The sequence below is a fragment of the Nocardioides jishulii genome, assembly GCF_006007965.1.
GTDB lineage: Bacteria > Actinomycetota > Actinomycetes > Propionibacteriales > Nocardioidaceae > Nocardioides > Nocardioides jishulii.
Window position 1 is genome coordinate 507913 of the sequence record NZ_CP040748.1, and the last position, 18935, is coordinate 526847.

The 18935-nt window shown below is 71.7% G+C and carries 17 protein-coding genes; 12 read left to right on the top strand and 5 right to left on the bottom strand.

Annotated elements, in window-relative coordinates:
- From FCL41_RS02320 to FCL41_RS02330, 3 genes are all read right to left on the bottom strand, one after another.
- On the bottom strand, positions 1-708 hold the full coding sequence (locus tag FCL41_RS02320) for a GntR family transcriptional regulator (protein WP_137064150.1): 708 nt from the start codon (positions 706-708) through the stop codon (positions 1-3).
- A gap of 115 nt (positions 709-823) precedes the next feature.
- A complete protein-coding gene (locus tag FCL41_RS02325; protein ID WP_137064149.1) occupies positions 824-1765 on the bottom strand; it encodes a MaoC/PaaZ C-terminal domain-containing protein in 942 nt (313 codons plus the stop codon).
- A gap of 10 nt (positions 1766-1775) precedes the next feature.
- On the bottom strand, positions 1776-2963 hold the full coding sequence (locus tag FCL41_RS02330) for a CaiB/BaiF CoA transferase family protein (RefSeq protein WP_137064148.1): 1188 nt from the start codon (positions 2961-2963) through the stop codon (positions 1776-1778).
- Between the two features lie 109 nt (positions 2964-3072).
- Here FCL41_RS02330 and FCL41_RS02335 point away from each other — a divergent pair, with 109 nt between their 5' ends.
- The 9 genes from FCL41_RS02335 (at position 3073) to FCL41_RS02375 (ending at position 13265) form a co-directional block, all read left to right on the top strand.
- Positions 3073-4380: an MFS transporter gene (locus FCL41_RS02335; RefSeq protein ID WP_137064147.1), complete on the top strand. Its 1308-nt coding sequence runs from the start codon at positions 3073-3075 to the stop codon at positions 4378-4380.
- A gap of 63 nt (positions 4381-4443) precedes the next feature.
- Entirely contained in the window at positions 4444-5331 is an 888-nt protein-coding gene (locus FCL41_RS02340; RefSeq protein WP_137064146.1) for an HpcH/HpaI aldolase/citrate lyase family protein, read from the top strand.
- Positions 5332-5401: 70 nt separating this feature from the next.
- Positions 5402-5896, top strand: coding sequence for a MaoC family dehydratase (locus FCL41_RS02345; protein WP_137064145.1), 495 nt, complete (start codon positions 5402-5404; stop codon positions 5894-5896).
- Between the two features lie 52 nt (positions 5897-5948).
- Positions 5949-7901 carry an AMP-binding protein gene (locus FCL41_RS02350; protein WP_137064144.1) on the top strand — a complete coding sequence of 651 codons (1953 nt, stop codon included), beginning with the start codon at positions 5949-5951 and terminating at the stop codon, positions 7899-7901.
- The gene (locus FCL41_RS02355) at positions 7898-9052 is read left to right on the top strand and encodes an acyl-CoA dehydrogenase family protein (protein ID WP_137064143.1); all 1155 of its coding nucleotides are present in this window, start codon (positions 7898-7900) and stop codon (positions 9050-9052) included. Before FCL41_RS02350 ends, FCL41_RS02355 begins: the two co-directional genes overlap by 4 nt.
- 10 nt (positions 9053-9062) lie before the next feature.
- Entirely contained in the window at positions 9063-9827 is a 765-nt protein-coding gene (fabG, locus tag FCL41_RS02360; RefSeq protein ID WP_137064142.1) for a 3-oxoacyl-ACP reductase FabG, read from the top strand.
- A gap of 105 nt (positions 9828-9932) precedes the next feature.
- The gene (locus tag FCL41_RS02365) at positions 9933-11144 is read left to right on the top strand and encodes an acetyl-CoA C-acetyltransferase (protein ID WP_137064141.1); all 1212 of its coding nucleotides are present in this window, start codon (positions 9933-9935) and stop codon (positions 11142-11144) included.
- A 79-nt stretch (positions 11145-11223) separates the two neighbouring features.
- Complete coding sequence (locus FCL41_RS02370) at positions 11224-12351, top strand: CaiB/BaiF CoA transferase family protein (protein ID WP_137064140.1); 1128 nt, start codon at positions 11224-11226, stop codon at positions 12349-12351.
- A gap of 35 nt (positions 12352-12386) precedes the next feature.
- Positions 12387-13265: a TIGR03620 family F420-dependent LLM class oxidoreductase gene (locus FCL41_RS02375; RefSeq protein ID WP_212723028.1), complete on the top strand. Its 879-nt coding sequence runs from the start codon at positions 12387-12389 to the stop codon at positions 13263-13265.
- Between the two features lie 30 nt (positions 13266-13295).
- On the opposite strand, the gene FCL41_RS02380 is transcribed toward FCL41_RS02375, so the two are convergent.
- Positions 13296-14528, bottom strand: coding sequence for an MFS transporter (locus tag FCL41_RS02380; RefSeq protein WP_170970116.1), 1233 nt, complete (start codon positions 14526-14528; stop codon positions 13296-13298).
- Complete coding sequence (locus FCL41_RS02385; RefSeq protein WP_137064138.1) at positions 14525-15415, bottom strand: acyl-CoA thioesterase; 891 nt, start codon at positions 15413-15415, stop codon at positions 14525-14527. Before FCL41_RS02385 ends, FCL41_RS02380 begins: the two co-directional genes overlap by 4 nt.
- Before the next feature lie 190 nt (positions 15416-15605).
- On the opposite strand from FCL41_RS02385, the gene FCL41_RS02390 reads away from it, so the two are divergent.
- From FCL41_RS02390 to FCL41_RS02400, 3 genes are read left to right on the top strand one after another with little or no spacing between them, the layout of a single operon-like run.
- Positions 15606-16643, top strand: a complete 1038-nt coding sequence (locus FCL41_RS02390) for an extracellular solute-binding protein (protein WP_170970115.1) — start codon at positions 15606-15608, stop codon at positions 16641-16643.
- Positions 16640-18076 carry an MmgE/PrpD family protein gene (locus FCL41_RS02395; protein WP_170970114.1) on the top strand — a complete coding sequence of 479 codons (1437 nt, stop codon included), beginning with the start codon at positions 16640-16642 and terminating at the stop codon, positions 18074-18076. The genes FCL41_RS02390 and FCL41_RS02395 overlap by 4 nt, the downstream gene beginning before the upstream one ends.
- Entirely contained in the window at positions 18073-18894 is an 822-nt protein-coding gene (locus FCL41_RS02400; protein ID WP_137064135.1) for an SDR family NAD(P)-dependent oxidoreductase, read from the top strand. Before FCL41_RS02395 ends, FCL41_RS02400 begins: the two co-directional genes overlap by 4 nt.
- Positions 18895-18935: the final 41 nt, after the last annotated feature.

Genomic DNA, 18935 nt, shown 5'->3' on the forward strand with positions numbered 1-18935 from the left:
TCAGGAGGCGTCGGAGTCGGCGTCGTCCCAGACGCCGCGCTCCGTCAGGGTGGCGATCAGCTGGTCGCCACCCTTGAGGATGTGCTTCTCCATCAACGAGCGGGCCTTGCGGGAGTCGCCGGCACGCAGCGCCTCGAGCAGCAGCGGGTGGTCGTCCTGGGTCTCGCCGACCTGACCCTCGATGTTGGCGTAGAAGCGGTTGGGCAGGTGGCGCACGACCGAGCCGAGCAGCAGGGCCAGACGGTGGGAGTCGGCGGCGAGGTTGATCTCGCGGTGGAACTGGTGGCCGAGATCCGCGATCGCCTCGGCGTCGCGGTCGTCGACCGCCTTGGTGTAGAGCTCGTTGATCTCCTCCAGGCGTGTGAGCGTCTCGGGCGAGATGCGCTTGGCGGCCCGGGCGGCGAGCTCGCCGCCGAGCTGGGCCTGGGCCCAGAAGAGGTCGCGCACGTCCTCCTGGCTGAAGGGGGCGACCACGAAGCCGCGGCGCGGAGCGAGCTTGACGAAGCCCTGGCTGCGCAGCGAGAGCAGGCCCTCGCGCACGGGGGTGTTGCTGACGCCCACGGCCTCGGAGATGGGTTCGATGCGGAGGAACTCGCCGGGCTTGACCTGGCCGGAGATGATGAGCTCGCGGACGTAGGCGGCGACCTCCTCGGGGAGCTGCTGCCGCTTGGGCGATCGGGCGGACGCCCCGCCGATGCTGCGAGCCATGATCTGCCTCCTTCACGAAGATATCTGATGCATTTTATGATTGCTGATGATCCAGACTGCCGTACTGCTCCGGGTTTCGCCAGCACTATCCGCTGGCTTGTCCCCATGATCTGGCTCACGGACCAGGTCGGTCGACCTGCGCCGCGCCGAGGAAGACCGCGGTGCCGTCCCCCCGGCGGGTCTCGACGGTGAGGTCGACCCAGGGAGACACCTCGTCGTCGAGGCGCGCGAGGCCCACCGTGCAGTCGAGCCGGTCGTCGACCAGCACGGGGGCGGCGAAGCGTCCCCCGAAGCGTCGGACGCGGTGGTGCCCGACCAGCGCGGTCAGGTGGGACGCCGTCAGGCCCATCGTGAGCATCCCGTGCGCGAGCACCCGAGGGTGCCCCGCGCGGAGGGCGACGGTGTCGTCGACGTGGACCAGGTTGACGTCGCCGGTGACGCCGGCGTAGCGCGCCACGTCGGCACGGGTGAGCACCGGGGTCAGGCACGCGGTGTGGGCGTCACCGACGCCCCACCCCCACAGGTCGCGGGCGCCGGGGCGGAGGGCCGGGTGCTCGCGCTGCTCGGTGGGCGGCGGTGTGGCGGGCTCGTGTCGCGGGGGAGCGGGGCTGGCGGCGGGCGGGCCGGCGGCGGGCGGGCCGCGGCGTACGCCGACCTTCCGGCTGCGCACGAGCACCTCCCCGTGGTCGTCGACGAAGTCGGTGACGAGCTCTGCGAACTCCAGCGCCCCGGAGCGACCCTCGCGGTGCCACGTCCGTCCGGCCTCGGTGCGCACGCTCAGGGTCGTGCCCATCGGCACGGGCCGCAGGAGCTCGAAGTGCTGCTCGGCGTGGAGCTGCCCGGTCGAGCCGCCCACCGGCGTCGGCGCCCCGCCGGGCCAGGCACGCAGCTCGTCGGCGTCGTCGAAGTGCTCGGCCATGGCCCGGGTCCAGGTGAGGGGGAGCGTCGCGGCCTGGCCCGGGGCGGTCGCCAGGGCGTCGCGGGCAGCGGCCTCGTCGCCCACGGCCCGGGCCAGCAGGTGGACCAGTCCAGGCTCGACGGGCAACCGCGACGGCACGATCCCGCCCTCAGGCGTGGACGGGATCGCGGGGAAGGGCCAGGACTCCCCGGTCGACGAGGTCGCGCACCCGGTCGGCGGGGTAGACCTCGCAGGCCACGTCGACGGAGTGCTCGCCCACCCGCGGCGCCTCGGGGTGGCGGTGCGGCCGCTCGGAGTCGAAGCGCCACGGCACGCGGGTGAGCGCCAGCCCGTCCTGCTCCGGCTCGTACAGGCCGAGCGCCTCGACCTGCGGGTGGCGTCGGAAACCGTCGACGTCGAGCACGGGGGCGAAGGGCACGTCGTGCGCGATCAGCAGCTGCTCCCACTCGGCGGCGGGGCGCCGGGCGAACTCGGCCTCGAGGATCGGCTCGAGCTCGAAGTAGTGGGTCTCACGGTCGGCGAACCGGGCGAACCGCCGGTCCTCGAGCAGGGCCGGACGTCCGAGCGCGGCGACCAGCGACTCCCAGAACTTCTGCGAGGAGCTGAGGTGCAGCACGATGAACTCGCCGCTGCTGGTGCGCAGGCAGAAGTTCTGTGCCTGTGGGTGACGGCTCTGACGCGTGGGCGCCCGGCCGGAGTCGAAGAACTGCGTCATCGCGTCGATGGTCAACGTCGACACGGCCTCGCTGATGGAGGTCTCCACGTGCCGGCCGCCGCCGTGGTGGGCACGGCCCACCAGGGCGGCCAGGATCCCGGTGGCGGTGGAGAGGCCGGTGATGAGGTCGGCCAGGCAGGTGCCGGTGAGTCGGGCGTCGCCGGCGTTGCTCAGCGTGGAGACCAGGCCCCCGAACGCCTGGCCGATCATGTCGTACGCCGGACGTGCGGCCATATCGCCGCTGCTCCCGAAGCCGGTCACCGAGGTGTAGACGAGGTCGGGACGCAGAGCGGTCAGGTCAGCGCGGCCCAGCCCGAGGGCGTCCATCTTGCCGGGGCGCAGGTTCTCCAGGACCACGTCGGCGGTCGGCACCAGGGCCTTGACCAGCGCGATGCCCTCGGCGGTCTTGAGGTCCACGGCGACGCTGCGCTTGCCGGAGTTGTACTGCCGGAAGTAGAAGCTGTCGGCGTCGGCACCGCGACGGAAGTCGTCGCCCCCGCCCGGCCGCTCGATCTTGATCACGTCGGCGCCCAGCGAGCACAGGAAGGACGTGGCGTAGGGGCCGGAGATGTATCCGCCGAACTCAAGGACCCGGATCCCGGCGAGGGGCTTGTGCTGCATGTCGACCTCTTCCGTGTGAGCGTTGTCACGCATTGTATATCTCGCATTTCCCCTTGGGAACCCTAGGGGAGACAGATCGAGCATCAAGAATAATGCGTGATATATCAAGATGGTGACCTCTGCCAAGGACGACTCCACCGCTGTCCGTGACGACCGTGCCGGCCCGCGCAACACGTGGCGGCTGGTGACGGACCCCCAGTTCGGAGGCGTCTTCTGGGGCAAGTTCTTCTCGTTCGCCGGGGTCACCGTCCACACGTTGGTGATCAGCGTGCTGGCCTACCAGGCCACCGGATCGACCACTGCGGTGGCGGTGGCCAACACCGCTCTCTACGCGCCGCAGTTCCTGCTGGGGCCGTGGAGCGGTGCGGTCTCGGACCGGGGGTGGGCCGTCGTCCAGATCGTCGTCGGCCGCGCGACGTGCGGCGGCGGGGTCGCGGCGCTGGCCCTGTGGCTGGCCTTTGCGGAGCAGTCGGAGGGGTGGGCCGAGGTCGGCGTCATCTCCGTGACCGCCTTCGTGGCGGGCGTGGGTCTGGCGATCGGCTCGGCGGCGATGAACTCGCTCGTGCCGCAGCTGGTCACCCGCGACGAGATGCCGCTGGCGATGACCCTCAACACCGCGCCGCTCACCGTCGCCCGGGTCGCCGGGCCGGTGCTCGGCGCCTGGGTGCTGGCCGCCTTCGGCCCGGTCGCGGCCCTCTGGGTCGCGGCAGGGGGCCACTTCGTCTTCGCCGCCGCCGTCGCCCTGGCGCGCCCTGACGCGGGGCCCAAGCTGCCGCGTACGCCCCAGGGGTCGGTGCGGGTCGCGTGGCGGTACGTCCGGCGCGAGGACCGGGTGCTCCTGCGGTTGCTGGGTGGCGTGGCCCTCGTGGGCTTCGCCTCCGAGCCGGCCTTCGTGCTCGCGCCCTCCTACGCCGACGAGCTGGGTGGCGGCACCGTGGAGGTGGGCCTGCTGAGCGCCAGCTTCGGCCTCGGCGCCGCTCTCGGCATGGTGCTGGGCGGCCTGGCTGCGGGGCGCGTCGCGCAGTCCCGCGCCTCGGCGGCGGGCCTGGTGCTGCTTGCCGTGGCCGCCGCAGGCTGTGCTGCAGCACCCGGGTTCGCGGCGGCCCACGTCGCCTTCGCCGTCTGCGGCGTCGGCTTCACGGTCGCCATGGGTGCGCTCAGCACCCTCGTGCAGCTGCGGGTGCCGCCACAGCTGCGCGGCCGCGTGATGGCGCTGTGGATCCTCGGCCTGGTGGGGGTGCGCCCCTTCGTCTCCGGCCTGGTGGGCGTCGTGGCCGACGCGTGGTCGCCGCGCGTCGCCTTCGCGGTGGTGGCGGTGCTCGCGGCCTTCGGTCCGGTGTGGCTGCGCCCGAGCCGCTTGGAGGCTCGGGCGGGGGAGGGCCCCGCCGCGGACAAGCCTCCAAAAAATAATGCATGATGCATGGACTCACGTAGTCCGCATAATATATTGTGCGTAGTCAGTCATCAGGAGGTAGACAGCATGAAGCCAGTACGTTCACTCCTCTTCGTCCCGGGCCACCGCGGCACGTGGGTGGAGAAGGCCATCGCCAAGGGTGTCGACGGCGTGATCCTCGACCTGGAGGACGCAGTCCCGGCCGATCTCAAGGAGGAGGCCCGCGCGGAGGTCGCTCGCTCCATCACCCGCCTCAAGGAGAACGGCGCGGAGATCTCGGTCTACGTCCGCCTCAACCCGCTGGACACCGGTCTGACCGGCGACGACATCGAGGCCGTGGCCATCCCCGGTCTCACCGGCTTCTCGCTGCCGAAGCTCATGGGCCGCGACGACATCGTCAAGTACGACGCCCTCGTCACCCACTTCGAGGCGAAGAACGGCGTCGAGCCCGGCTCCATCGAGTTCATCGCCAACCTCGAGACCGCGGAGTCCTACGCGGCGTGCGAGGAGATCGCCGTGGCCTCGCCGCGCATCGCCACTCTCTTCGCCGGCACCGCCCGCGACGCCGACGTCTCCCGCTCGCTCGGCTTCACCTTCACCCCCGGCGGCCAGGAGACCCTCTTCCTGCGCAGCAAGGCCGTGCTCGCCTGCCGCGCCGCCGGTCTGGACTTCCCGCTGGTGGGCGTGTGGCAGGACCTCGAGGACACCGAGGGCGCCGCGAACTTCTCCCGGATGAACCGCGAGCTCGGCTTCCGCGGCCAGGTGCTCATCCACCCCTCGCACATCGAGGTCGCCAACGAGGTCTTCAGCCCGTCGAAGTTCGAGGTCGACTTCTACACCGACATGATCGCCGCCTTCGACGAGGCGGTCGCCGGTGGCGCCGCCGCCGTCGTCTTCGAGGGCATGCACATCGACTACGCCCACATCAAGACCGCGCGCGAGGTGCTCGCGTACGCGAAGAACTTCCAGAACTGACCTCGCAGCCCCCGCACCACCCCAGGACTGACACCGCGCACCCCAGGCGCGACCGACGAAAGGACACCCCATGCCCGGTCTGTACTACGAAGAGCTCGAGCCCGGCCTGGTCATCGAGCACCAGACCCGCCGCACCGTCACCGAGGCCGACAACATGACGTTCTGCGCCATGACCCTCAACCTCGCGCCGCTGCACATCGACGCCGAGTACGCCAAGGACTCGATCTACGGCCAGCAGATCGTCAACAGCCTCTACACCCTCGGCCTGGTCACCGGCATCTCGATGCAGGACACCACCCAGGGCACCACGATGGGCAACCTCGGCTTCTCCGACGTGCAGTTCCCCAAGCCGCTCTTCCACGGCGACACCGTGCGCGTGCGCACCGAGATCGTCGACCGCCGCGAGTCCAAGAGCCGCCCCAACGCCGGCATCGTCACCTTCCGCCACTACGGCATCAAGCAGAACGGCGACATCGTCTGCGACTGCACCCGCGCGGGCTTCATGTTCAAGAAGTCCTCGCTCGAGGAGACCGCCGAGCCGGCCGCCGTGCCGACCAACGGCTGACCTGCCCGACCCCCAGCCCACCACCACACAGATCGAGCGAGAGGAGCACCCGATGCGAGGCCCCGGCCTGTTCGCCGCCCCTGACGCACCCGCCTGGGTGCCGGGCCCCGAGCACCTCGACCGCAGCCGCCTGCTCCGGGCGGCACGACGGTGGGGCCACGACGACGTCGCGTCGCTGCACGCCGCCTCCGTCGACGACCCCGAGTGGTTCTGGCGGGCGGTCGTCGAGGACCTGCGGATCGACTTCCGTGAGCCCTTCGACACCGTCGTGGACGCCAGCGCGGGACATCCCCTGCCGCGCTGGTTCACCGGAGGACGGCTCAACGCTGCCGACCTCTGCGTCCACCGCCACGCCACCGACCCGGCCGTGGCCGACAAGCCGGCCGTGGTCTTCGAGGGCGACGGGGGTGAGCAGCGCCGGCTGACCTACCGCGAGCTGGACGGCGAGGTGCGTCGCTTCGCGGCCAACCTGGCGGCCCGAGGCGTACGCCGTGGCGACCGCGTGGTGCTCTTCCTCCCGGTCGTGCCCGAGGCGGTGGTGGCCTTCCTGGCCTGCGCCGCCCTGGGAGCAGTCTCCGTGCCGGCCTTCACCGGCTACGGTCCCGAGGCGCTGGCCACCCGCCTGCGTGAGTCGGGAGCCACGGTCCTCGTCACCGCCGACGGCACCACCCGTCGCGGCAGGCCGGTGCCTCTCAAGGCCACCGCCGACGAAGCACTGGCCGACGTGGACACCGTGACCCTCTGCGTCGTCGTCGCCCACTCCGGCGGCGACGTGCCCATGGTCGAGGGCCGCGACCTCTACTGGCACGACCTCGACCCGACCCCCACGCCGGTCGAGACCGTGGCGGTGGAGAGCAACGACCCGCTCACCATCATCTACACCTCCGGCACCACCGGCGCCCCGAAGGGGATCGTCCACTCCCACGCCGGCTTCTCGGTGAAGGCGGCCGTCGACTTCGCCTACGGCTTCGACCTCGACGCCGACGACACGATCGCCTGGATCGCCGACATGGGCTGGATGCTCGGGCCGCTGCTCATCATGGGCGGCCTGCAGCTCGGCGCCACGATCGTGCTCGTCGAGGGGCTGCCGCACCACCCCACCCCGCAGCGCCTGTGGCGGATCGCCGAGACCCACGGCGTGACCTTCCAGGGCATCGCGCCCACCGCGGCGCGACTGCTCATGAACGAAGGCGCGGAGCCGGAGCACGACATCTCCGCCATCCGCTCCTTCGCCTCCACGGGAGAGGCGTGGGACGCCCCGACCTGGCAGTGGCTCTTCGAGCGGGTCGGCGGGACCACTCGCCCGATCGTCAACTACTCCGGCGGCACCGAGACGGGCGGCGGCATCCTGGTCAGCTATCCGTTCCTGCCCGCCGCGGCCGCCGGCTTCAACGGCCCGCTGCCCGGGATGGACGTCGCGGTGCTCGACCAGCAGGGTCGCTCGGTCGTCGGCGAGGTCGGCGAGCTCTCGGTGCTCAACACCTGGCCGGGCATGACCCACGCCTTCTGGGGTGACACCGAGCGCTACCTCGAGACCTACTGGCAGCGGTTCCCCGACACCTGGGTCCACGGCGACCTGGCCGAGGTGCAGGCCGACGGGACCTGGCGCCTGCACGGTCGCTCCGACGACACGATCAAGGTCTCCGGCCGTCGGGTCGGACCCTCCGAGATCGAGGCGGCACTGCTGCGCGACCCGCGCGTGCTCGAGGCCGCGGTGATCGGGGTGCCCGACGAGATGCGCGGCCAGCGCGTCGTCGCCTTCGCCGTCGTACGCCCCGAGGCCGACCTCGACGACGTACGGGCCTCGGCGGTGCACCACGTCGGCAAGTCGTTCGCGCCGACGCTGCACGTCGTACGCAGCCTGCCCAAGACCAAGAACGGAAAGATCATGCGCCGCGCCATCAGGGCCCGGCACCTCGGCGAACCCGCCGGGGACCTCTCGTCACTCGAACCGACGACCCCCCTCGAAGACATCCCCACCCAGCAGGAAGCAGGAGCCCGATGACCGACGCAGCAGACCTGGATCTGATCCGCAAGCACACCCGTGAGATCGCCAGCAAGTTCGACCTCGAGTACTGGCGCCAGAAGGACAAGGACCACGAGTACCCGTGGGAGTTCGTCAAGGCGTTCGCGGACGGCGGCTGGCTCGGCGCGATGATCCCCGAGGAGTACGGCGGCATCGGCCTGGGCCTGCGCGAGTCGGCGGTGATGCTCCACGAGATCGGCTACGCCGGCGGCACCGGTGGGGCCTCGGCCATCCACTTCTACATCTTCCCGCCCGGCCCGGTGATCCGGCACGGCTCCGAGGAGATGAAGAAGAAGTACCTGCCCCAGATCGCCAAGGGCGAGCTGCTGATGGCCTTCGGCGTCACCGAGCCCGATGCCGGCGTCGACACCTCGCGCATCACGACCAAGGCCGAGCGCGTCGGCGACAAGTGGGTCGTCAACGGCAAGAAGGTGTGGATCACCAACGCGCAGAACGCGCACCGCATCCTCCTCCTGGCGCGCACCTCCCCGCGCGACCCGGAGAAGCCGTTCGCCGGCATGACCCTCTTCTTCACCGACCTCGACCGTGAGCGCATCACGGTGCGCGAGATCGAGAAGCTCGGGCGCTCCTGCATCGACTCCAACGAGCTCTTCATCGACAACCTGGAGATCTCCGACGAGGACGTCGTCGGCGAGGTCGGCAAGGGCTTCTACTACCTGCTCGACGGTCTCAACCCCGAGCGCATCTGCGTCGCCATGGAGCAGATCGGCCTCGGCCGCAAGGCCCTCGACATCGCCGTCCAGTACGCCAAGGACCGCGTCATCTTCGACCGCCCGATCGGTCAGAACCAGGCCGTCGCCCACCCGCTGGCCGACTCCTGGATCCGCTTGCAGGCCGCCGAGCAGATCGCGATGAAGGCCGCCGAGCTCTTCGACCTCGAGGAGGACTGCGGCGCCGAGGCCAACTCCGCCAAGTTCCTGGGCGCCGAGGCCGGCTTCGAGGCCTGCGACCGCGCCATGCAGACCCTCGGTGGCTACTCGTACGCGAAGGAGTACCACGTGGAGCGTCTGTGGCGTGAGTCCCGCCTGCTCAAGATCGCCCCGATCTCCCAGGCGATGGTGCTGAACTACGTGAGCGACAAGATCCTCGGCCTCCCGAAGTCGTACTGAGGTCGCGACGATGAGTGCAGCAGAGCAGACGTCCCGGCTCCTCGACGGCAAGGTCGCGATCGTGACCGGAGCCGCCCAGGGGATCGGGCTGGCGATCGCCGACACCTTCCTGACGCACGGCGCCAGCGTCGTGGTGGTCGACGTCGACCAGGCGAAGATCGACGTCGTGACCGCGGAGCGCCGCGCAGCCGGTCTCCCGGTCGCCGGAGTCCGCTGCGACGTCACCAACGAGGTCGAGCAGGAGAAGCTGGTCCAGCAGACCCTGTCCACGTTCGGTCGGATCGACATCCTGGTCAACAACGCCGGCATCACCCGCGACAAGTACATGGCCAAGATGAGCGTGGCCGACTTCGAGTCCGTGCTCGACGTGAGCCTGAAGGGTGCCTGGCTCGGCACCCGTGCGGTCTCGGGGGTCTTCCGCGAGCAGAAGTCGGGCGCCGTCATCAACATGTCGTCGCTGTCGGGCAAGATCGGCAACCCCGGCCAGACCAACTACAGCGCCGCCAAGGCCGGCCTGATCGGCCTGACCAAGGCCTCGGCCAAGGAGCTCGGCCCCTCCGGGGTGCGGGTCAACGCGGTGCAGCCCGGACTGGTGCGCACCGAGATGACCTTGTCGATGAAGCCCGAGATCTTCGCCTCCAAGGAGGCCGAGGTGCCCATGGGGCGCGCCGGTGAACCCGACGAGGTCGCCACGGCGGTCCTCTTCCTGGCCTCCGACCTGGCGTCGTACGTCAACGGCGCCGTCCTCGAGGTCACCGGCGGACGAGGCATCTGAGCCGTGGTGCCGGCGCGGACGAGGAACGTCCGCGCCGGGCACCAGTCCCACTCCCAGCCCTCTGCGTCCTGGACGCGGCAACGAGAAGCACAAGAAGGTAGTGACATGCGTGAGGCAGTGATCTGCGAACCCGTGCGGACGCCCGTGGGCAAGTACGGCGGCGTCTTCAAGGACGTACCGGCCGCCGAGCTCGGCGCCGGCGTGCTGACCGGGCTCGTCGAGCGGACCGGTCTCGACCCCGAGAAGGTCGACGACGTCATCTTCGGCCAGTGCTACCCCAACGGCGAGGCGCCGGCCATCGGCCGCGTCGCCGCCCTGGACGCCGGCTTCCCGATCACCGTGCCGGGCCTCCAGATCGACCGTCGCTGCGGTTCGGCGCTGCAGGCCGTGCTCGACGCAGCGATGCGCGTGCAGACCGGGGCCTGCGACACCGTCATCGCCGGTGGGGCCGAGTCGATGAGTCAGGCCGAGCACTACACCCTGGGCGGCCGCTTCGGCTACCGCGGCGACTCCACGCCGACGTGGGACCGGATCGCCCGCGGCCGGATCACCTCCGGTGGCAAGCACTACCCGGTCGAGGGCGGCATGCTCGAGACCGCGGAGAACCTGCGTCGCGAGTACGGGATCACCCGCGAGGCGCAGGACCTCCTCGCCTTCACCTCCCACCAGCGTGCCGTCGCCGCCCAGCGGGACGGGCGCTTCGCGGAGGAGATCGTGCCGGTCACCGTGCGGGGTCGTCGCGGCGAGAACGTCGTCGACACCGACGAGCACCCGCGCCCCGACGTGACGCTGGAGTCGCTGGCGGCGCTCCGGCCCGTACGTCTGAAGCTCGACCCCGAGTCGACAGTCACCGCCGGCAACGCCAGCGGCCAGAACGACGGTGCTGCTGCCTGCATCGTCACCACGGTGGAGAACGCCGAGAAGCTGGGCCTGCGCCCGCTCGCCCGCATCGTCACGTGGGCCGCGGCCGGGGTCGAGCCCCACCGCATGGGCATCGGCCCGGTGCCCTCGACCGAGAAGGCGCTGGCCCGCACCGGCCTGACCCTGGCCGACATGGACCTCATCGAGCTCAACGAGGCCTTCGCCGCCCAGGCTCTGGCCTGCACGACCGCCCTGGGCCTGGGCGAGGCCGACCTCGAACGCGTCAACGTCAACGGATCCGGCATCTCGCTGGGCCACCCCGTCGGCGCGACCGGCGTCCGCATCCTCACCACGATGCTGCGCGAGCTCGACCGCCGCGAGGGCCGCTACGCCCTCGAGACCATGTGCATCGGCGGCGGACAGGGCCTCACCGCCGTGTTCGAGCGCCTGGCCTGACCGCCACCGAGACCAGCCACCACCACCGCGGCCGGCCGGCAACACCGGCCACCGACAGCAGGGGAACGAGGAGACGTCGATGGGACCGTTGCGTGACGTGCGGGTCGTGGTGCTGGCCGGGATGGGCCCGGTGCCCTTCGCCAGCATGCTGCTGGCCGACCTGGGGGCGGACGTCGTCCGGGTCACCCGCCCGCCGAGGCGCAGCGCCCGGCTGCTCGCCCAGGCTGCTGCGCTCGGTGCGGAGCACGACCTGGTCAACCGCGGCGTACGCTCCGTGGCCGTCGACCTCAAGTCGCCCGAGGGCATCGCGTCGGTGCTCGACCTGGCGTCGCGTGCGGACGTCTTCGTCGAGGGCTTCCGCCCCGGCGTCGTCGAACGGCTGGGGCTCGGTCCCGACGCCCTGCAGGAGCGCAACCCCGCCCTCGTCGTGGCCCGGCTGACCGGCTATGGCCAGGACGGTCCGCTGGCCCGGGCCGCCGGGCACGACATCAACTACGTGGCGCAGAGCGGCGCGCTGCACGCCCTGGGGAGGCCGGGCCAGGCGCCCATGCCCCCGATCAACCTCCTCGGCGACTACGCCGGGGGCGGTGCGATGGCGGCGCTGGGCGTCGTCTCCGCCGTGCTGGCCGCCCGGAGCACCGGGCGCGGCGACGTCGTCGACGCCTCCATGCTCGACGGTGTCGCGACGCTCACGACCAAGATCCAGGGGCTGCGCGCCGCCGGACTGCACAGTGACGAGCCAGGCACCAACTACCTCGACGGCGACGCCCCCTTCTACGGGACGTACGCCTGTGCCGACGGCCGGTTCCTCGCCGTCGGGGCACTGGAGGCCGACTTCTACGCGGAGTTCGTGCAGCGCCTCGGCGTCGACCTCACCGACTGGCCCGCCCAGGACGACACGAGCCAGTGGCCCCGTCTGCGCGAGCTGATCGGCGCCGCCGTCGCGCGCAGGACGTTGGCCGAGTGGACCGAGGTCTACGAGGGCACCGACGCCTGCGTCACCCCGGTGCTGACCTTCGACGAGGCCGCCTCCCATCCCCACAACGCGGCCCGCCAGCTCTACACCGAGGTCGACGGCGCCCTGCACCCCGCGCCGGCGCCGCGCTTCGCCGTGCACGGCACACGACCCCCCTCGACCCCGTCGGCCCAGCCTGAGCCGGACGTGGCCACCGTGCTGGAGCTGTGGCCGGAGCGGTTCGTCACGTGACCCCGGCCGTGCCGCCCCACACCATGGGACTGGCCATGCGACTGGGCCGTGTCGGCCTCTGGACCAACCAGCTCAACGGACTCGGCGCCGCCGAGCAGCGCGACGTGCTCCAGGAGGTGGAGGGACTCGGCTTCGGCACCCTGTGGAGCGGCGAGTCCGCGACCGGACGTGAGGCCTTCACCCACTCGGCGCTGGCGCTCGCCGCCACCGAGAGGCTGGTCGTCGCCACCGGTGTCGCCTCCATCTGGGCGCGTGACGCCTCGGCGACCGCGTCGGCGCAACGGGTGCTGGCCGAGACCTTCCCGGGCCGCTTCCTGCTCGGCCTCGGTGTCAGCCACGGTGCCCTGGTCGGGGCGCGAGGGCACACGTACGACAAGCCCCTCACCGCGATGCGCGAGCACCTCCGGGCGATGGACGCACACCCCACCGGCGACCTGCCGCCGCTCACGGTGCCCGCACCACGGGTCCTGGGCGCGCTGGGGCCGGCGATGCTGGAGCTGGCCCGCGACCTGGCCGACGGGGCGCACCCCTTCCTGGTGCCGCCCGAGCACACCGCCCTCGCTCGTGACCTGCTCGGTCCCGGCAAGTTGCTGGCACCGCACCAGGCCGTGGTGCTGCACGACGAGGTCGAGGTCGCGCGGGCGATTGCCCGCACCGACCTGAAGGGGCGGCTCCGACTGCCGAACTACCGCCGCAGCCTGGCCCGGTTCGGGTTCACCGAGGGCGACTTCGGTGGTGGTGGGAGCGACGCCCTCGTCGAGCGGATGTACGTCTGTGGTGACGAGGCTGCGGTGGCGGCCCGCGTCGCCGAGCACCTCGAGGCAGGCGCCGACCATGTCGCCCTGCACCTGCTCGACGGCCAGCGCGCCGTGCCGCCACTGGCAGGGTGGCGTCGCCTCGCCGCGCTGGTCTGACTCGGGGCCGACCCGGGAGAGCGGCTGTCGTCAGGCCGTTTCCCTGCGCAGGCTGGCGCGCAGCCCGACGACGATGATGAAGGCGGCCCCCACGGCGGTCGCGGCCGCCGCGAGCCACGCGGTGCGGAAGTCGAAGAGCTCGACCAGGAAGCCGAACCCGAGGGGCCCCAGGAGGGCGCCGACGTAGGTGCCGAGCTGGACGTACGACGTGGCGCGGGCGAGCTGGCGCGGGTGCAGGGTCAGGGTTGCCTGCTGCAGGAGCCCGGGCCAGGCCCAGCCGATCCCGAAGGTGAGCAGGGTGGCTGCGGCCAGGACGCCCGTGCCGCTGCCGAGGCCGAGCCCGACCATGCCCACCGCGCAGATCAGCAGCATGGTGGCGGCCGAGTGGAGCTGGAACGAGGGGCTGGGGATCCGGTCCGCGACCAGGCCGGTGCTGATCCGCGCGGCGACGCCGATCCACGCGCTGACGCCCAGCAGCAGCGCTGCCGACCCCGGGGTGGCGCCCCCCGCGATCAGGCCCTCCACGAGGAAGGGGGAGAGGGTTGCGCACGCAGTCGCGGCGAGCAGGCCTCCCAGGGAGAGGACGCGCAGGGCGGCGATTCCCGTCCGCAGGTCCTGCCGGGTGCCGCTGGGCGGTGGCAACGGGCCGGTACGCGCGACCAGCGCCGAGGCGGCGAGCACCAGCAGGCAGACGCCGGCGCCGACGGCGGCCACACCCCGCCACTCGACGTCGGAGTGGGCGACCACCCAGGCGCCGCACGCGGTGAGCGCTGCCGAGGCCGGGACCGCCGAGACGCGCAGGCCGAAGGCCAGGCCCCGGCGGTGCGGTGGAACGGTCAGCGCGATCAGCATGTTGGCCGCCGGGGTCGCCAGTCCGTTCGCGATGCCGCCCGTGGCCACCATCGCCACGAGTGACACCTTGGTGCCGAGGACGGCCGGCAGCGCCAGTGCGACGCCGCCGAGCACGAGCCCCCACCGGACCGTGGTGGTCGGGCTGAGCCGCCCGGCCAGAGGCATCGCCGCCTGGGTGAAGAGCGATGAGAGCAGGTAGAAGAGCGCGACGAGGGCCCCGATCTCGCCCGCGCGCAGGCCGAAGTCGCCCTGGATGTCGAAGGCCAGTGCTCCGGGCACCAGGACGGACAGGGACAGGGCTGTGGCGACGGCGGCGGGGAAGAGGAGCACCCCCGCGCCGCGCAGCCGTCCGCCTCCGCTGGGGGCAGCCGGTGGTGCGTCCACCTCTGGCGCGGTGCGGGAGTCGGTCACGAAGCGTCGGCCTCGTCGCCGAGCAGACGCTTCCTGAGGTCGCCGCGCGGACGGATCAGCCCTTCCTGGGCGTACGACGCGACGTGGCGCCCGTCCTGGAAGACCTCGGCGCGGCTGAACCCACGTGCCCCTCCCGCCCAGGGTGAGGTCTGGTCGACCAGGAACCACTCGTCGGCGCGTACGTCCTCGTGCAGCCAGACGGTGTGGTTGAGCGTGGCTCGGGGGAGCTCGGGGGCGCCGACCAGGATGCCGTGCGGGACCAGCGAGGCGTTGACCAGAGTCAGGTCGCTCAGGTAGGTGAGCACCTGGTGGTGCAGGACCGGGTCGTCGGGCAGGGTCCGGCGCACCTTCATCCACACCTGCTGGCGGCCGGGGCCCGTGGGATCGGGGGAGTCCAGCAGCGCGTCGACGTAGCGGACGTCCACCCCTGGCCACTCGCGGCGCCACGGTGCGTCATCGAGCTCGCTGTGGTCCCGGATCACGTCGGCCAGCGAGGGCAGGTCGTCCGGCGGTGGCGCGGGCGGGGCAGCAGGTGAGTGGGCAAGGCCGGGCTCCGGCACCTGGAAGGAGGCGGTGGCGCGCAGCAGCTCGCGGCTGTCCTGCGACGCCACGACCGAACGCACGCTGAACGACCGTCCGTCGCGGAGCTTCTCCACGTCGTAGTGCAGGGCGTCGACGTGGTTGCCGGGGTGGAAGAACGTGCCCTGCACGGCGTGCGCCCGACGGTCGAGGTCGACGGTCCGGGTCATCGCCACCAGGGCCTGGGCCAGCAGCTGCCCCCCGTAGACCTTGTCGAGCATGGAGGCAGGTGGTTGTCCTCCCACGAGGTGGCCCGGCCACGGGCAGTCGAGGTCGAGCAGGGCGAGCAACTCGTCATGGTCCGGCACGAAATCTCCTCTTTGCGCGCTTCATATATCCAGCACCATACGTCTTCAATGCGTTCATGGCATGAGTGGAGGGCGGCCCGTCCCGGCTCCGGGGCGTCTTGAACGGACGCATCGAGCCCCTTGTTCAACATCACATTTAATGTATGATCCACGAAATGTTATGACGTAGATCACCCCTTGGAGGCCCCCCGTGAAGATCCCTCGCAGCGCCCGCAAGCCCCTCGTCGCCGCCCTCTCCGGAGTGCTCCTGGCCGCTTCGCTGTCGGCGTGCGGAGGAGGCGACCCCAAGGCTGAGCTCGTCGACGGCGACTGGGACGAGATCGTCGCCGCCGCCGAGGAGGAGGGCCGCGTGGTCTTCTACAACGGCAGCACCCAGCAGCAGGGCGACCGCCTGGTCAAGGCGTTCAACAAGGCCTACCCCGACATCAAGGTCACTGCGGAGCGTGGCGGCGCCGACATCATCGCCCGCGTCGAGGCCCAGATCTCCTCCGACACCACGGGGGCCGACGTCTTCCTCCTGGGCGACGAGGAGTGGTGGGTCGGCCACGACGAGGACGTGCTGCCCGTCGAGGGCCCCGGCACGGAGGATCTCGAGGGCGATGCGTGGATGGTGGAGGACAAGGTTGCCTCCGTCTTCGGCGCCCCCTACTCGGTCTTCGTGTGGAACACCGACACCTTCTCCGAGGGCTTCGACTCCTACGACGACTTCCTCGACCCGCGGACCAAGGGCAAGGTCGGCTTCCGCGGCGACGCCAGCAAGTCGGCCGCCGGCTTCCTCGACTTCATGGAGTCGGAGGTTGACCCCGACTGGCTGCGCAAGTTCGGCCAGCTCGAGCCGAAGCTCTACCCCTCCGTGGTGCCCGCCACCGAGGCAGTCGCCGCCGGTGAGGTCGGGGCCACTCCCACCGCCCAGCTGCCCCACGTGCTCGGGCTGATCGACGCCGGAGCCCCGCTGGACTACTTCGTGCCCGAGAAGGGCTACGCCTTCGACTACGGGATCGGCGCGCTGGCCAACGCCGGAAACCCCAACGCCGCCGTCGTCTTCGCCGACTTCGCCTCCTCGCCCGAGGGCCAGGCGGCGCTGGCCGGTGACGACTACGCGATCTCCTCCCGCCCCGACACCAAGGGCGCCATCAACGGCGAGGGCTGGACCATGCTCGAGGCCACCAAGTTCACCCCCGACGTGATCGCGAAGTGGAACCGCACGATCGACGAGCAGCTGAAGTGACCTCGGCGCCGGTGCTCGGGGCCCTGGCGGCGTTCGCCGCCGGGGCTCCCCCCGTGGCCGTCCCCGTCTCCGTGCGGGAGGAGGCGGCCCGGGTCGTGCTCGACTCGATCGGATGCGCCCTCGCCGCCGTCGAGACCCCCGCAGGGCGCATCGCCCGCAGCTACGCCGACGTGCTGGCCGGGCCGGTCCGCGACACCACCGTCATCGGTGTCGGACGCAGCTCGCTGCACGGGGCGGCGTACGCCAACTGCGAGCTGGTCGCCGCGCTCGACATGGCGCCGATCAACCAGCCGGGCCACGTCGCGCCGTACGTCGTCGCGACGGCTCTGGCTGTCGCCGAGAGGGGGGACCGCGCCCTGGCCGAGACCGTCGACGCGGTCGCCGTCGGCCTCGAGGTCGCCCAGAGGTTCGCCAGCGCGATGGACACCAACCGCGCCGTGGTCGACGACCGGCCCGTGCTCTCACCCGTCATGGGCTTCGCCAGCTCGATCTTCGCCGCCGCTGCCGCCGGGACCCGGCTGCGCGACGCCGACCAGACGCTCACCGCCGACGTGCTGGGCATCGCCGCCGCCACCTCGCCCGTCAACTCGCTGCGCTCCTGGCAGCTGCACACCCACAGCACCTCGGTGAAGTACGGGCTGGGCGGGGGACTGGTGCAGGCGGCCCTGCACGCCGTCCTCGCCGCCGAGCTCGGCCACCGCGGCGACCGGATGATCCTCGACGACGCCACCCACGGCTACCCGGCCTTCATCGGCACCCGCCGCTGGGAGCCGGAGCAGATCACCCGCGGCCTCGGGCAGCAGTGGACCTTCCCGGCCGGCACCCACCTCAAGCCCTACCCGCACTGCCGGGTCACCCACGGCGTCTTCGACGCCCTGGCCGCCCTCGTCGAGAGGGAGGACCTGACGCCCGGCGAGATCGAGTCGATCACTGCCCACGGCGAGGCGTGGGCGACCGGGGTGCCGACCTACATGAACGACGAGATCCGACTGCCGGTCGACGCCCAGTTCAGCTTCCGCCACGGCATCTCCGTCGTCGCCCACCGCGTGCCGCCGGGCAAGGCCTGGCAGGACCCCGCAGTCGTGCACGACCCCTCGGTGACCGCCCTGATGGAGCGCATCGAGTGGCGCGCCCACGAGGGGTGGGCCGACGCCTACGCCGCGCACCCCTCCGCGCGCCCGGCGCGCGTCGAGGTGGTGGCACGTGGCACCACCTTCGTGGAGGAGCGCGACTTCCCGCGCGGCAGCCCCTCGCCCGACCCGGCGACCACCTTCACCACCGACGAGGTGGTCGCGAAGTTCCGCCACAACGCCGCCGGGGTGGTGACCGCCGACTCCGTCGACCGGGTCGTCACCGCCCTGACCGGCCGGCTCTCCACCGTCACCGTGCGTGACCTGATGGCCGACCTCGACCCCACCGGGAGGACCTCGTGACCCGTCCAGCAGACCAGCCCACCGGTCGCGTCCACGGCAAGGTCGCCGTGGTCGTGGGCGCCGGCCAGACCCCGGGCGCCGCGCTCGGCAACGGTCGCGCCACCGCCCTGCTCCTCGCTCGCGAGGGTGCTCGGGTGGTGGCGGTCGACGCCCACGAGGCCAGTGCGCAGGAGACGGCCGACCTCGTCGCGGCCGAGGGAGGCGAAGCCATCGCGGTGAAGGCCGACGTCACCGACGAGGGCCAGGTGCAGGCAGCGATCATGGCCGCCGTCGAGCAGTGGGGCCGGCTCGACGTCCTGCACAACAACGTGGGGGTGAGCTTCGCCGTCGGCGACGCCCCCACGACCGAGATCACCCCGGAGGCGTTCAGCCGGGTCCTCGACATCAACCTGCGCGGCATGGTCCTGGCCTCCAAGCACGCACTGCCGCTGATGCAGGCGCAGGGCGAGGGCGTCATCACCAACGTCTCCTCGGTCGCCGCCGTCGCCCCCCACCCGACCGTCGCCTACAAGACCTCCAAGGCGGGCGTCCTCGCCCTCACCGACCACCTCGCCCACACCCACGGCCCCGACGGGGTCCGGGTCAACGCCCTGCTGCCCGGGCTCATCGACACCCCGATGGGCGTCGAGCGCAAGGTCGGCGGGTGCACCACCCGTGACGACGTCGTGGAGGAGCGGCGGCGTCGGTCGCCGCTGCAACGCACCGGCACCGCGTGGGACGTCGCCCACGCCGCCCTCTTCCTCGCCAGCGACGAGGCGCGCTTCATCACCGGCGCCCACCTCACCGTCGACGGCGGCCTCCGTCTGGCGGCCGGCTGAGACCCGGCCCCGGACCATCCACCGAGCAACGAAGGAGCACA